Annotated in this window: 12 protein-coding genes; 5 read left to right on the forward strand and 7 right to left on the reverse strand. The window is 71.3% G+C overall.

Features of this window, described 5'->3' with window-relative positions:
- Positions 1-306 carry a 4a-hydroxytetrahydrobiopterin dehydratase gene (locus ACIBTV_RS03440; RefSeq protein ID WP_396701840.1) on the reverse strand — a complete coding sequence of 102 codons (306 nt, stop codon included), beginning with the start codon at positions 304-306 and terminating at the stop codon, positions 1-3.
- 183 nt (positions 307-489) lie between these two features.
- Between ACIBTV_RS03440 and ACIBTV_RS03445 the strand changes: the two genes are divergently transcribed.
- Entirely contained in the window at positions 490-942 is a 453-nt protein-coding gene (locus ACIBTV_RS03445) for a (deoxy)nucleoside triphosphate pyrophosphohydrolase (RefSeq protein WP_396701842.1), read from the forward strand.
- A 111-nt stretch (positions 943-1,053) separates the two neighbouring features.
- On the opposite strand, the gene ACIBTV_RS03450 is transcribed toward ACIBTV_RS03445, so the two are convergent.
- From ACIBTV_RS03450 to ACIBTV_RS03475, 6 genes are all read right to left on the reverse strand, one after another.
- Positions 1,054-2,124: a succinate dehydrogenase/fumarate reductase iron-sulfur subunit gene (locus ACIBTV_RS03450; RefSeq protein ID WP_396701844.1), complete on the reverse strand. Its 1,071-nt coding sequence runs from the start codon at positions 2,122-2,124 to the stop codon at positions 1,054-1,056.
- Positions 2,124-4,040, reverse strand: coding sequence for a fumarate reductase/succinate dehydrogenase flavoprotein subunit (locus tag ACIBTV_RS03455; protein WP_396701846.1), 1,917 nt, complete (start codon positions 4,038-4,040; stop codon positions 2,124-2,126). Before ACIBTV_RS03455 ends, ACIBTV_RS03450 begins: the two co-directional genes overlap by 1 nt.
- 12 nt (positions 4,041-4,052) lie before the next feature.
- A complete protein-coding gene (locus ACIBTV_RS03460) occupies positions 4,053-4,859 on the reverse strand; it encodes a hypothetical protein (RefSeq protein ID WP_396701848.1) in 807 nt (268 codons plus the stop codon).
- Positions 4,860-5,149: 290 nt separating this feature from the next.
- Positions 5,150-6,553: a TldD/PmbA family protein gene (locus ACIBTV_RS03465; protein ID WP_396701850.1), complete on the reverse strand. Its 1,404-nt coding sequence runs from the start codon at positions 6,551-6,553 to the stop codon at positions 5,150-5,152.
- A complete protein-coding gene (locus ACIBTV_RS03470; RefSeq protein ID WP_396701852.1) occupies positions 6,550-7,986 on the reverse strand; it encodes a TldD/PmbA family protein in 1,437 nt (478 codons plus the stop codon). The genes ACIBTV_RS03465 and ACIBTV_RS03470 overlap by 4 nt, the downstream gene beginning before the upstream one ends.
- A gap of 113 nt (positions 7,987-8,099) precedes the next feature.
- Positions 8,100-8,648, reverse strand: coding sequence for a Uma2 family endonuclease (locus ACIBTV_RS03475; RefSeq protein ID WP_396701854.1), 549 nt, complete (start codon positions 8,646-8,648; stop codon positions 8,100-8,102).
- 288 nt (positions 8,649-8,936) lie between these two features.
- On the opposite strand from ACIBTV_RS03475, the gene ACIBTV_RS03480 reads away from it, so the two are divergent.
- From ACIBTV_RS03480 to ACIBTV_RS03495, 4 genes are read left to right on the forward strand one after another with little or no spacing between them, the layout of a single operon-like run.
- Positions 8,937-9,992, forward strand: a complete 1,056-nt coding sequence (locus ACIBTV_RS03480) for an ABC transporter ATP-binding protein (RefSeq protein ID WP_396702069.1) — start codon at positions 8,937-8,939, stop codon at positions 9,990-9,992.
- A gap of 54 nt (positions 9,993-10,046) precedes the next feature.
- Positions 10,047-11,150, forward strand: a complete 1,104-nt coding sequence (locus ACIBTV_RS03485) for an ABC transporter ATP-binding protein (RefSeq protein WP_396701856.1) — start codon at positions 10,047-10,049, stop codon at positions 11,148-11,150.
- On the forward strand, positions 11,147-12,154 hold the full coding sequence (locus tag ACIBTV_RS03490; protein ID WP_396701858.1) for an ABC transporter permease: 1,008 nt from the start codon (positions 11,147-11,149) through the stop codon (positions 12,152-12,154). Before ACIBTV_RS03485 ends, ACIBTV_RS03490 begins: the two co-directional genes overlap by 4 nt.
- A 9-nt stretch (positions 12,155-12,163) precedes the next feature.
- Positions 12,164-13,150: an ABC transporter permease gene (locus tag ACIBTV_RS03495; protein ID WP_396701860.1), complete on the forward strand. Its 987-nt coding sequence runs from the start codon at positions 12,164-12,166 to the stop codon at positions 13,148-13,150.
- Positions 13,151-13,282 lie beyond the last annotated feature (132 nt).

Below are 13,282 nucleotides of genomic sequence, written 5' to 3' on the forward strand. Positions count from 1 at the left end.
TCAGGAGGCGGTGACCGCCCGGTAGGCGTCCTCGATCCGGGCCGCGAGCAGCACCTCGCCCTCGGTCAGCGGCGTGCTGCCGTGGCCGACGCGGATCTGGGTGTGGTCGGCGCGTCGGCTGATCTCGGGACGTAGGTGCAGGGCGTCCGCGACGACCTTCACGCGCTCGGTCAGCGCGGCGTGCTGGCTGTCGTCCATCACGAGGGTGCGTCGGATCTGCTCGCCCTCCCGGGTCCACCCGGAGAGCAGAGTCAGCGCGTCGGAGAGGTAGTCCTGCTTCGCTCGGCCGTTGAACAGCGCGCGCATCACCGCACCTCCCAGGCGCCGTTGCCGGCTTGTGGCCAAATCGTCGCCGTCCCGTGTTTGTCGGTGGACCCTAGTCTTTCGCCGGACGCCGCGTGTGTCCACGCCCACACTTCCGGGTTCTGCTGACCTAAGCGGCCGGTTACGGTACCCAAACCGCCGATTGATCTGGCACGCTGGACGGCCGTGCGAACCGAATGGGCGAACGGGGGCGGGCAGCCACCGCGACGGGACCTCAAGGTGATCGTCGGGGCGGCGATCATCCGCGACGGGCGGGTGCTGGCGTGTGCGCGATCCGCGCCGCCCGAGGTGGCCGGCATGTGGGAGTTTCCCGGTGGCAAGGTCGAGCCGGGGGAGTCGGAGACGGACGCGCTGGTCCGCGAGTGCGCGGAGGAGTTGGCCGTCCGCGTGGAGATCGGCGACCGGGTGGGCCGCAACGTCAAGATGGCCCACGGGCGCTCGGTGCTCAAGGTGTACGCCGCGCGCCTCGTCGAGGACGACCAGCCCCAGCCGCTGGAGCATTCGGCCCTGCGCTGGCTCTCGGCCGCCGAGCTGGACTCGGTGACCTGGCTGCCCGCCGACGCGCCCATCGTGGCTGCCCTCCGTCCGCTGCTCACCCCCGGCGTCAACCGCCAATGATCATGGGGCGTGTTTCGGTACCGCGAACGTCATGATCTGCGGGACGGGACAGCCGGGCGGAAACGGGACGGGGGCCGTCGGCTTGCGCCGCGGCCCCCGTCGTCGAGATGTTCAGTGCTTGTCCTGCTCCGGGTGGGCGAAGTTCAGGTGCTCCGGAGGCAGCGGGAACGCGACGTCGTCGCCGAACGGCGACGGCGCGGCGGCCCGATCGAAGGTGAGCTCCGTGAGCGGCAGCTTGCCGCGCTCGTCCACGGCGGGGGCGGTCGGGTGGGGCACCTCGCGGTGCCAGTTGACGCCGCTCTGCGCCTGCGCCTCGGCCCGCGGGTCGTGCGAGCCGCCCGCGTGCGAGTGGACGCCGCCCCGGCTGGTGCCGGGCGTCGTCCCCGCGGGGCCGGCCCCACGGGCGCTGGTCACGCTGGTCTGGGGCGTCTCACCCCGTCGGAAGATCTTGCTACCAAGCCACACAAGGGGATCGTACCTGCGGTCGACGACCCGCTCCTTCATGGGGATGATCCCGTTGTCAGTGATCTTGATGTGCTCGGGGCAAACCTCGGTGCAGCACTTGGTGATGTTGCAGTAGCCGAGGCCCATCTCCGACTGCGCGTACTCCTTGCGGTCGGTTCTGGCGTCCAGGGGGTGCATGTCCAACTCCGCCGCCCGGATGAAGAACCGGGGGCCGGAGAAGGCCGGCTTGTTCTCCTCGTGGTCGCGGATCACGTGACAGACGTTCTGGCACAGGAAGCACTCGATGCACTTGCGGAACTCCTGCGAGCGCTCGACGTCGACCTGCTGCATCCGGTAGTCACCCGGTGCGACGTCCGCCGGCGGGGCGAAGGCCGGCGTCTCCCGGGCCTTCTCGTAGTTGAAGGAGACGTCCGTGACGAGGTCCCGGATGACCGGGAACGTGCGCAACGGGGTGACCGTGACGGTCTCGTCGTCCTCGAAGGTCGACATCCGGGTCATGCAGCCCAGACGCGGCTTGCCGTTGATCTCCATCGAGCAGGAGCCGCACTTGCCGGCCTTGCAGTTCCAGCGGCAGGCCAGGTCCGGCGCGTCGGTGGCCTGGAGGCGGTGGATCACGTCGAGGACGACCTCGCCCTCGTTCACCTCGACCATGTAGTCCTGCAGGTCGCCGCCGCTCTCGTCGCCCCGCCAGATGCGGAATTGGCGCTTGGTTCCCATCAGTTGCCCGCCTCCTCAGCGAGGGCGTCGAACTCCGCGAGTTCCTCGTCGGTCAGGTACTTCGACAGCTCGGCGCGGTCGAACAGGCCGATCAGCTCGGCGCGCATCTTCGGCAGCGGCTTGCGGGTCAGGCGGACCGTGTCGCCCTCCAGCGAGCACACCAGGTTCACCCGGCGCCACTGCGGGTCCATCGTCGGGAAGTCCTCCCGGGTGTGGCCGCCGCGCGACTCCCGGCGCTCCAACGCCGCCTTGGCCGTGCACTCCGAGACCACCAGCATGTTGCGCAGGTCCAGGGCGAGGTGCCAGCCCGGGTTGTAGCGGCGCCCACCCGCGGCGCTCACCTTGGCCACCCGCTCGCGCAGCTCGGCCAGGCGGACCAGGGCGTCCTCCAGCTCACCCTCCCGCCGGATGATGCCGACCAGGTCACCCATGACCGCCTGAAGGTCCTGCTGCAGGGTGTACGGGCTCTCGCCGGTGTCCCGCTGCAGGGGCGCGAGGGCGGTCTCCACCGCGGCCTCCACCGCCTGCACGGCGACCTTCGGTCGCGCGGCGAGGCTGTCGGCGTACGAGGCGGCGTGGCCGCCCGCCCGCTTGCCGAAGACCAGCAGGTCGGAGAGCGAGTTGCCGCCCAGCCGGTTGGAGCCGTGCATGCCGCCGGACACCTCGCCGGCCGCGAACAGCCCCTGCACGTGGCCGAACGCGGCGCCGCTGTCCGGGTCCACCTCGACGCCACCCATCACGTAGTGGCAGGTCGGGCCGACTTCCATCGGCTCGGCGGTGATGTCGACGTCGGCCAGCTCCTTGAACTGGTGGTACATCGACGGCAGGCGGCGGCGGATCTCGTCGGCCGACTTGCGGCTCGCGATGTCCAGGAAGACACCGCCGGCGGGGGTGCCGCGACCCGCCTTGACCTCGCTGTTGATCGCCCGGGCGACCTCGTCGCGGGGCAGCAGCTCCGGCGGACGCCGGTTGTTGTCCGGGTCGGTGTACCAGCGGTCCGCCTCCTCCTCGGTCTCCGCGTACTGCTTGCGGAAGACGTCGGGGACGTAGTCGAACATGAACCGCTTGCCTTCGGAGTTGCGCAGCACACCGCCGTCACCGCGAACCGACTCGGTGACCAGGATGCCCTTGACCGAGGGCGGCCAGACCATGCCGGTGGGGTGGAACTGGAGGAACTCCATGTTGATCAGCGTCGCGCCGGCGCGCAGCGCGAGCGCGTGACCGTCCCCGGTGTACTCCCAGGAGTTCGAGGTGACCTTGTAGGAGCGGCCCACGCCGCCGGTCGCCAGGACCACCGCGGGCGCCTCGAAGAGCACGAACTCGCCGGACTCTCGGTAGTAGCCGAACGCCCCGGCGATCCGGTCGCCGTCGAGGAGCAGCTCGGTGACGGTGGTCTCGGCGAAGACCCGGATCCGCGCGTCGTACGAGCCGAACTCGCGCATGTCCTCCTGCTGGAGGGAGACGATCTTCTGCTGGAGGGTGCGGATCAGCTCCAGGCCCGTCCGGTCACCGACGTGCGCCAGCCGCGGGTACTCGTGACCGCCGAAGTTCCGTTGGGAGATCTTGCCGTCCTTGGTGCGGTCGAAGAGCGCACCGTACGTCTCCAGCTCCCAGATCCGCTGCGGCGACTCCTTCGCGTGCAGCTCGGCCATCCGGAAGTTGTTGAGGAACTTGCCGCCCCGCATCGTGTCGCGGAAGTGGACCTGCCAGTTGTCCCGGCTGTTCATGTTGCCCATCGCGGCGGCCGCGCCGCCCTCGGCCATCACCGTGTGGGCCTTGCCGAACAGCGACTTCGAGATGATCGCGGTCTTCTTGCCGGCGAGCCGGGCCTCGATCGCCGCGCGCAGGCCGGCGCCGCCGGCCCCGATCACGACGACGTCGTAGTGGTGTCGTTCGATTCGCGTGGTAGTGGTCATGTCGGGGGCCCTTTAGTTGATGAACCGCAGGTCGGGGAACCAGTCCGCGGCGATCGCCATGACGTAGAAGTCGGTCAGCGCGAGCGTGCCGAGGGTGATCCAGGCGAGCTGCATGTGCCGGACGTTCAGCCAGGACACGGCGGTCCAGGCCCGGTAGCGCAGGGGATGCTTGGAGAAGTGCTTGAGCCGCCCGCCGATGATGTGCCGGCACGAGTGGCAGGAGATCGTGTACGCCCAGAGCATCACCACGTTGCCGATCAGGATCAGGTTGCCCAGCCCGAACCCGAAGCCCTTCGGGGAGTGGAAGGCGAGGATCGCGTCGTACGTGTTGATGAGCGAGATGATCGCGGCCGCGTAGAAGAAGTAGCGGTGCAGGTTCTGGCCGAGCAGCGGCAGCCGGGTTTCGCCGCTGTAGGAGGCGTGCCCGTCCGGCACGGCGCAGGCCGGCGGCGACAGCCAGAACGACCGGTAGTAGGCCTTGCGGTAGTAGTAGCAGGTGAGCCGGAACAGCAGCAGGAACGGCAGGGTCAGCGCCGCGTCCGGGATGATCCACCAGCCGGGCAGGAACTGCCCGAAGTGCGAGGCGTTCTCGGCACACCGGTCCGTCACGCACGGCGAGTAGAACGGCGTCAGGTAGTGGAACTCGTCCACCCAGTACCACTCGTGCATGAAGACCCGGACCGTCGCGTACGCGACCCAGGCGCTGAGCCCGACCACGGTGACCAGGGGGGCGAACCACCAGCGGTCGGTGCGCAACGTCTTCGCCGCGATGGCGGCGCGCGCCCGCGCTCCCCGCGGCCTCGTTGCCGTTGATGTCATTCGAGATTCTCCTCGACGGGGCCCGCAGGCGCGGGCGGTTCTCTGCTCCGGTCGGCACGCGGACCCGCGAAACCCGCACCCGCTTGCCACGTCATGCGCACACCAACGACCGCGCCGGAAGTATCGGCGCAGCTAAGTGACACACGTTACGCCGATCTTTGCGGGCCGTCCGCGCAAGGCAGTGTCCCGTGTGTCCGGGCGCTTGGAAAGACCCTCGATGCGACGAGGAATGTGAGATTGTCCGGGGTCGATGTGGGTGTGGCTGTCGCGGTGCCGTCCTCGCTCCGGCGTCAGCCGGAGGCGCCGCCGGTGAAGTTCCAGGAGGCGAGGCGCACCGGTGGCGCCTCCGACCAGACCCCGTCGATCCGGTCGGGCTGACGGACGGCGTGCCGGCCGAGCCCGAGCACCGCACCCGGACCGAGGGCACGTGGGTAGGACTCGGTGAAGCGCAGGTCCCGGACGGCCCGGGTGACCACGCCGTCCTCCACCAGCCACAGCCCGTTGCGGGTCAGCCCGGTGACGACCAGGCTCTTCGGGTCGAGCACCCGGGTGTACCAGAGGTCGGTGACCAGCAGTCCGCGGTGGACTCCGGCCACCAGCGCGGCCGTGTCGTCGTCGGCCACCGCCCCGGCCAGGCCCGCGTCGACGGTCGGGGCGGAGCCGGCGGGGTCGCCGTCGACGGGCGGCGCGAGCAGTCGCAGGTTGTGCGGGATGGGACCGACGGTGGTGGCGCCGAGCATGCCGTGACCGGTCGAGCCGACACCCGCCCCGGCGCCGCTACGCCGGTCGTGCGCCAGCGCGCGGGTGACGCCGCCGTCGACCAGGGTCAGTGCCCGTCGGGCGGTGCCCTCCAGGTCGTACGGGAGGCCGGAGCCGTGCAGCGGATCGTCCACCAGGGTCACCGACGGGTCGAACTGGGCGGTGCCCGGCTCGGCGAACGACTGCCCCTCCGCGTGGCGCTTGCCGTTGAAGCCGTACCAGGCGAGGTTCTGCAGCAGGTCGGCGACGGCGGCCGGTTCGAGCACCACCTGGTAGCGGCCCGGCGGCAGCTCGACCGGGTCGGCCGCGGCCCGCGCCTTGGCCGCGGCCCGGGTGCCCAGGGCGGCGCCGTCGAGGTCGGCCAGCCGGTCCGCGCAGTGCCGGGCGACGCCGTCGGCGCCACCGGTCCGGGCGATGCCGTCCATCGCGGCCTCCGCCGAACGGCCGTGGGCCGAGTGGCCGGCCGAGTTGGCGAAGGCGCCCGAGCGGTGTGCCGTCCGGCAGTAGCCGGCCGCCTCCAGGCCGCCCACCGCGTCCACGAAGGCGCGGACGCGGGCCGCCCGCTCGTCCGGCTCCGCGTGCGCGGTGGCCTCGTCCACCGTCGGTCCGGCGGCCACCGGGGACGGCGGGGTGAGCCCCGGCCAGGCGGGGTCGGGCGGGCAGAGCCGGGCGGCGGTCAGCGTGCGCTCGACGAGCGCGCGCAGAGCGTCGGGGCTCACCACGCTTCCCCCGCCGGCGGCCGTACGCCCGTCCACGTGGACGCGCAGCCGCACGTCGACCGTCGACTCGGCGACGTTCTGGTGGATGAAGGAGTTGGCGAACCGGGTCAGCGCCAGGTCGGCGCGCGTCACCACCGCCTCGGCCTCGGCGCTCGGGCCGCCCAGGTCGCGGACCAGCTCGATCACCCGGGCGGCGAGGTCCAGCTCGGCGGTCATGCCCGCACCCCCACCCGGACGCCGCGGAACCGGGCGGGCGCGGCCGGGTGGCCGGTGTGCCCGACCTGCCCGGGCTGGCCCTTGCCGCAGTTGGGGGTGCCCCACGCGACGGTCTCCCCGGAGAGCATGTCCATCGAGCGCCAGAAGTGCGGGCCGATGCCGGTGTAGGTGGGGTTGCGCAGCATCCGCCCGCGTCGCCCGTTCTTGATCTCCCAGCCGATCTCGCAGCCGAACTGGAAGTTGAGCCGCTTGTCGTCGATCGACCAGGACCGGTTGATGTCCATCAGCACCCCGTCGTCGGTCGCTGCGATGATCTCGTCGAGGGTGTGCGGGCCCGGTTCGAGGCCCACGTTCGTCATCCGCACCATCGGCAGCCGGGCCCAGCCGTCGGCGCGTACGCTGCCGCCGTGGTCCAGGCCGGCGACGGCGGCCGAGTCGCGGCCGGCGAGCACGCCCACCCAGCGCCCGTCGCGGACCGCGTCCCGCTTGACCGCCGGTGAGCCCTCGTCGTCGAAGCCGAAGCTGCCCAGCGCGCCGGGGATGGTCGGGTCGATGGTGACGTTCATCAGCTCGGAGCCGTATCGCAGGGTGCCGAGCTGGGCCAGGTCCAGCCAGGACGTGCCGGCGAAGGCCGCCTCCCAGCCGAGGATGCGGTCGAGCTCGATGGCGTGCCCGACCGACTCGTGGATCTGCAGCGCCAGCTGCTCGCCGCCGAGGATCAGGTCGGTCTCGCCGGCCGGGCAGAGCGGCGCGGTGAGCAGGGCCCGGGACTCGTCGGCGATCCGCGCCGCGTGGGCCGGCAGGTCGAGCGAGTCGACCAGCTCCCAACCGGTGGTGCCGTACTGGCCGCGGTAGCTCGGGTAGGAGCGCCGCTGGGTCTCGCCGACGCCGATCGAGGTGGCCGAGATGCCACCGCCGCACTCCCGGATGCGCTGGTCGATCCGGTGCCCCTCGCTGGAGACGAACCACTTGGCGGTGTCCCAGATCTGGTAGAGGCCCTCGGCGATGTCGGCGCCGTGCGCGATCATCGCCGCCGTCGCGCCGACCAGCAGGTCACCCTTGTCGGACAGCGGCACGGCGAGCGGGTCTACCCGGCACTCCGAGACCCACGTCGCGGTCACCGCCTCCGCCGGCACCAGGTCGATCGGCGGCCCGGGCACCCGGCCGCTCGCGGCGGCGGTCCGCGCGGCCCGGCGGCCGGCCTCGCGCGCCGCCGCGTCCGACAGATCGGGTACGGCGTGGAAGCCCCAACTGGACCCGACGAGCGCCCGGACGCCGACGCCGAGGCTCTCGTTCTGGGTCAGCTCCTCGATCTCGCCGTTGCGGGCCGACATCGACTCGTAGCGCCGGTGCATCACCCGGGCGTCGGCGTAGCGGGCCCCCGCGTCCAGGGCGGCCTGCACGGCAGCGGTCGCCGCGTCGAACTCGCTCATGACGACACTCCGCTTCGCTCCGTGTCGCCATGAGGCACCTCGGGGCCGCGTTGATGATTCGCTCGCTGCCGCTCGCTCATGGGACCGACCCTAGGCGAGCACCCCGACCGCCGTCAGGGCAGCAGTTGCTCCGGGCGGATCGTCGTCCGTACGGGTTCGGTGAGTTCCAGGAGCTCGCCGACCTTCGTCACGGACACCTCCCGATAGTGCCGGCCCTGGCGGCGGTAGAGGTGCAGGCTCCCGTTGTCCTGCTCCACCAGCAGGTACCACTCGATCCCGGCCGCCGCGTAGTAGTGCATCTTGAGCACCTTGTCGGTGGCGGCGTTGCTCGGCGCGATGATCTCGCAGACCAGGCGCACGTCGCCGGCCTCGACATTGACCTCGTCGAAGTCGATCGGGCCGGTGATCACCAGATCCGGGATCGGGATGCGCCCGGGCCGGAGCCGGACGTTGACGCCCTCCAGGACGTGCAACCCCGCCTCGCGGGCCGGCCCACGCAGGGCCGAGCGGAGCTCGCCGGAGATGTTCTGGTGTCGGGGGGTGGGTGCTGGGGTCACGTGCAGGCTCCCGTCGAAGAGTTCGACGCGCTGAGACGTCTCGCCGAGGGAGAGGTACTCCTCTTCGGTCCACGGGCCTTCGTGGTCGAACACCGCCACGGTCATGGTCACCTCCACCTCGTGCCGGCGGGAATGCTGTCGTGACTGCCGCGTCCATGGTCGCACCCGACGTGCGACGGTGGGCGTCGGTGTCGAATCGCGTCCATGAATGTGCTGGTGAGGGCTGTTCATGCCCGTTGCCGAGTCGTTACGCTGACGCCCGCTGACAGGCCCACGCGTTGTAGCTTATTTTCGCCCTCAGGACTTTCCTGTAAGTTCTCTTCGTCACTGAGGGAGGCGGTCGTGGGCAGTCCCGAGTTGGCGCCGTCCGGGCAACCGGGCGATCGCCCCGGCGTGCCGGAGCAGCGCGCCGCCGACGATCCCTACCTGCGGGTGACCGACCTGCGGGTCGGGTTCGACACCACCGACGGTGTGGTCCGGGCGGTCGACGGGGTGTCGTTCGCGGTGGAGCGCGGGCGGACGCTCGGCATCGTCGGCGAGTCCGGCTCCGGGAAGAGCGTCACCTCGCTGGCCGTCCTGGGCCTGCACGACGCCCGGCGCGCCACCATCTCCGGCGAGATCTGGGTCGGCGGCCGCCAGGTGGTCGGCATGCCCGAGGAGGACGTACGCCGGCTGCGCGGCCGGGACATGGCGATGATCTTTCAGGACCCGCTCTCCGCGCTGCACCCGTACTACACGGTGGGCCGGCAGATCGCCGAGGCGTACCGGGTCCACCACCCCCGGGCCGGTCGCCGGGAGGCGCGACAGCGCGCGGTCGACGTGCTCGGCCGGGTCGGCATCCCGCAACCGGCGCGCCGCTTCGACCAGTACCCGCACGAGTTCTCCGGCGGTATGCGGCAGCGCGCGATGATCGCCATGGCCCTGGTGAACGACCCGGAGCTGCTCATCGCCGACGAGCCGACCACCGCGCTGGACGTGACCGTGCAGGCGCAGATCCTGGACCTGCTGGCCGACCTCCAGGCCGAGTTCCGCTCGGCGATCATCATGATCACTCACGATCTGGGCGTGGTCAGCCAGGTCGCCGACGACGTGCTGGTGATGTACGGCGGCCGGGCCGTCGAGCACGGCAGCGTCGAGCAGGTGCTCCGCCGGCCGCAGCACCCGTACACCTGGGGGTTGCTCTCCAGCGTGCCGTCGCTGCACGGCGACGCGGACGCGGACCTGGTGCCCATCCGGGGCAACCCGCCGAGCCTCATCAACCTGCCCCCGGGCTGCGCGTTCCACCCGCGCTGCCGCTACGCGGACCGCACCGGCGACCGGTCCCGCACCGAGGTGCCCGAGCTGCGCCCGGTCGGCACGGACGGCCACCTGGTCGCCTGCCACCTGGCCGCCGAGGAGCGGACCCGGCTCTACCGGGAGGAGATCGCACAGGTGGGGGTCGCTCGGTGAGCGCGAGGAACGCGGCGCAGCGGGGTACCGCGGCCGCGAACAGAGGTGGTTTCGATGAGTGACGGCGTCGAGCCGCTGCTGCGGGTACGCGGGCTGGCCAAGCACTTCCCGGTCCGCACCGGTCTGCGGGGGCGCAGCCTGGTGCGGGCGGTCGACGGGCTGGACTTCGACGTGCGGCCGGGGGAGACCCTCGGCCTGGTCGGGGAGTCCGGCTGCGGCAAGACCACCACCGGTCGGATGCTGGTGCGGCTGCTGGAGCCGACCGCCGGCACCATCGAGTTCGAGGGTCGCGACATCACCCACGCCGGCCGGCGCGAGCTGCGGCCGCTGCGCCAGGACCTGCAGATCATCTTCCAGGACCCGTACGCCTCGCTGAACCCTCGGCACACCGTGGGCCGCATCGTCGCGATGCCGTTGCAGGTCAACGGGATCGAGCCGGCCGGCGGGATCAAGGCGCGGGTGCAGGAGCTGCTGGAGATCGTCGGGCTCAACCCGGAGCACTACAACCGGTATCCGCACGAGTTCTCCGGCGGGCAGCGGCAGCGGATCGGCATCGCCCGGGCGCTGGCCCTGCGGCCCAAGCTCATCGTGGCCGACGAGCCGGTCTCCGCGCTGGACGTCTCCATCCAGGCGCAGGTCATAAACCTGCTGCGCGAGCTGCAACGCGACCTCGGGCTGGCGTTCGTCTTCATCGCCCACGACCTGGCGGTGGTGCGGCACTTCTGCCAGCGGGTCGCGGTGATGTACCTGGGCAAGATCGTGGAGATCGGCGACCGGGCGGACATCTACGAGCGGCCGCAGCACCCGTACACCCGGGCGCTGCTCTCGGCGATCCCGGACGTCACCCAGCTCGGTCCGGGCGGCCGGATCCGGCTGACCGGTGACGTGCCCACGCCGCTCGACCCGCCATCGGGCTGCCGGTTCCGGACCCGCTGCTGGAAGGCGCGCGACGTCTGCGCCACCGAGGAGCCGGCGCTGGTGCCACGCGACGGCGGGGCCCAGGCGACCGCCTGCCACTTCCCCGAGTCCGGGCCGGTCACGGCCGGTGACGACATACCGGGCGGCGTGACGACCGGCGGTGAACCGGTCTCGGCCGGCGGCGACGCGACCGCGGTCGGCGCGGCCGCGGACGAGACGGTCGAGGAGGTGGCGAAGTGAGCCTGTCCCCGGTGGAGGGCGTGGCGCTGGCCGAGATCGAGTCCGGCGGTGACCCGGCGACGCCCGAGCGGAAGGCGGTCGTCGGCCGCTCGCCCGGCCAGCTCGCCTGGCTGCGCCTGCGCCGCGACCGCACGGCCATGGTCAGCGGCGGGATGCTGGTCTTCTTCATGCTGCTGGCGCTCGCCGCTCCGCTGATCGAGATGGTCTACGGGATCAGCCCGCGCGAGCAGTTCCAGCATCTGCTGGACGGCTTCGGCATGCCGCTGGGCTACGCCGGCGGGGTCACCGGCGACCACTGGTTCGGTCTGGAGCCGGGGCTCGGCCGGGACATCTTCATCCGGCTGATCTACGGCCTGCGTACGTCGCTCTTCATCGCGTTCGCCGCCGCCGTCATCACCGCGGCGATCGGCATCGTGCTCGGCACCCTCGCCGGCTACCTCGGTGGCTGGCTGGACGCGGTCGTCAACTGGATCACCGACCTGACGCTGGCCATGCCGTTCCTGGTCATCGCGTTGGCCCTGACGCCGACCCTGGTGTTGCGCTTCTACGGGGAGCGGGAGCAGGTCTCCTCGGCGTTCGGGGTGGGCGTGCTGATCGCCGTCTTCGCCGTCTTCGGCTGGACGAGCACCGCCCGGCTGGTCCGCGGTCAGGTGATCGCCCTGCGCGAGCGGGAGTTCGTCGAGGCGGCCCGGGCCAGCGGCGCCGGGCTCGGGCACATGCTCTTCCGGCAGCTGCTGCCGAACATCTGGGCGCCGATCCTCGTGTCGTTCTCCCTGGCGGTGCCGCAGTTCATCACCAGTGAGGCCGCGCTCTCCTTCATCGGCGTCGGGCTCAGCGACGAGACCCCGAGCTTCGGCCGGATGATCTACCGCAGCCTGGACTATCTTCAGACCGACCCGGCGTACGTGTTCTTCCCGGGCATCACGATCTTCGCGCTCGTGTTCGCCTTCAACCTCTTCGGTGACGCGCTGCGTGACGCGCTCGACCCGAAGTCGTCCCGGTAGGGGTGCCCGATGGCGCGATTCCTGATCAAGCGACTGTTCTCCGCCACGCTGACCCTGTTCGCGGTGAGCGTGCTGACCTTCCTCATGTTCTTCGCCCTGCCCCGGGACCCGGTCACCGGCATGTGCCCGAAGAACTGCAGCCCGGAGCGGTTGGAGCGGGTCCGCGAGGAGTTGGGCCTCAACGACCCGCTGGTCGTGCAGTACGCCGGCTACATGAAGGGCATCGTCACCGGCCGGGACCTGGGCAGCGCACAGGGCGGCCACTGTGACGCGCCCTGCCTGGGCTGGTCGTACGTCACCAACGAGGCGGTCTCGGACACGATCGCCCGGGTGCTGCCGGTGACGCTGAGCATCGTCATCCCGGCGGCGATCCTGTGGCTGCTGCTCGGCGTGGGGCTCGGCATGGTGTCGGCGCTGCGCCGGGGGACCTGGCTGGACCGGCTGGCCATCGGCTTCTCGCTGACCGGCGCCTCCCTGCAGCTCTACTTCGTCGGCGCGGTGCTGCTGCTGGTGTTCGTCTACAACCTGAAGCTGCTGCCGGTGCCGAGCTACACGTCGATCCTCGACAATCCGTGGAAGTGGGCGAGCGGCCTGGTGCTCGCCTGGGTCTCGCTGGCCTTCCTCTTCTCCGCCATCTACGCCCGGCTGTCGCGGGCGCAGATGCTGGAGACGCTCTCCGAGGACTTCGTCCGCACCGCGCGGGCCAAGGGCCTGGCCAAACCCAAGGTGTACGGGCGGCACGCGCTGCGCGCGGCGATCACCCCGGTGGTGACGATCGCCGGCCTCGACGTGGGCGGCGCGCTCGGCGGCACGGTGATCACGGAGACGACGTTCGGCATCCAGGGGTTGGGGCGTACGGCGGTCGACGCCGTGCGCTCCGGCGACCTGCCCACGATCATGGCGACCGTGCTCATCGCCGCGGTCTTCGTGGTGCTGGCGAACGTGCTGGTCGACCTGCTCTACGCGGCCATCGACCCCCGGGTGCGGCTGCGCTGAGCCACCCGGGGCGTCGCGCCCGCGCCGGCCGCCCGGCGGCCGGTGAAATTTATCGACAACTGTTACACAAACCGTAGGTTTTCTTCTTTACGATCCTCGGGACGTCGGCGGTTCCACCTCCGGCGGGCCCGC

This window comes from Micromonospora sp. NPDC049366 (genome assembly GCF_044466625.1).
Taxonomy (GTDB): Bacteria; Actinomycetota; Actinomycetes; order Mycobacteriales; family Micromonosporaceae; genus Micromonospora.

Bases quoted from the DNA above. Each gene is read 5' to 3' on its own strand.
- ACIBTV_RS03440 (WP_396701840.1), bottom strand. From the start codon at position 306: ATGCGCGCGCTGTTCAACGGCCGAGCGAAGCAGGACTACCTCTCCGAC.
- ACIBTV_RS03485 (WP_396701856.1), top strand. From the start codon at position 10,047: ATGAGTGACGGCGTCGAGCCGCTGCTGCGGGTACGCGGGCTGGCCAAG.
- ACIBTV_RS03450 (WP_396701844.1), bottom strand. From the start codon at position 2,124: ATGGGAACCAAGCGCCAATTCCGCATCTGGCGGGGCGACGAGAGCGGC.
- ACIBTV_RS03455 (WP_396701846.1), bottom strand. From the start codon at position 4,040: ATGACCACTACCACGCGAATCGAACGACACCACTACGACGTCGTCGTG.
- ACIBTV_RS03465 (WP_396701850.1), bottom strand. From the start codon at position 6,553: ATGACCGCCGAGCTGGACCTCGCCGCCCGGGTGATCGAGCTGGTCCGC.
- ACIBTV_RS03495 (WP_396701860.1), top strand. From the start codon at position 12,164: ATGGCGCGATTCCTGATCAAGCGACTGTTCTCCGCCACGCTGACCCTG.
- ACIBTV_RS03475 (WP_396701854.1), bottom strand. From the start codon at position 8,648: ATGACCGTGGCGGTGTTCGACCACGAAGGCCCGTGGACCGAAGAGGAG.
- ACIBTV_RS03470 (WP_396701852.1), bottom strand. From the start codon at position 7,986: ATGAGCGAGTTCGACGCGGCGACCGCTGCCGTGCAGGCCGCCCTGGAC.
- ACIBTV_RS03460 (WP_396701848.1), bottom strand. From the start codon at position 4,859: ATGACATCAACGGCAACGAGGCCGCGGGGAGCGCGGGCGCGCGCCGCC.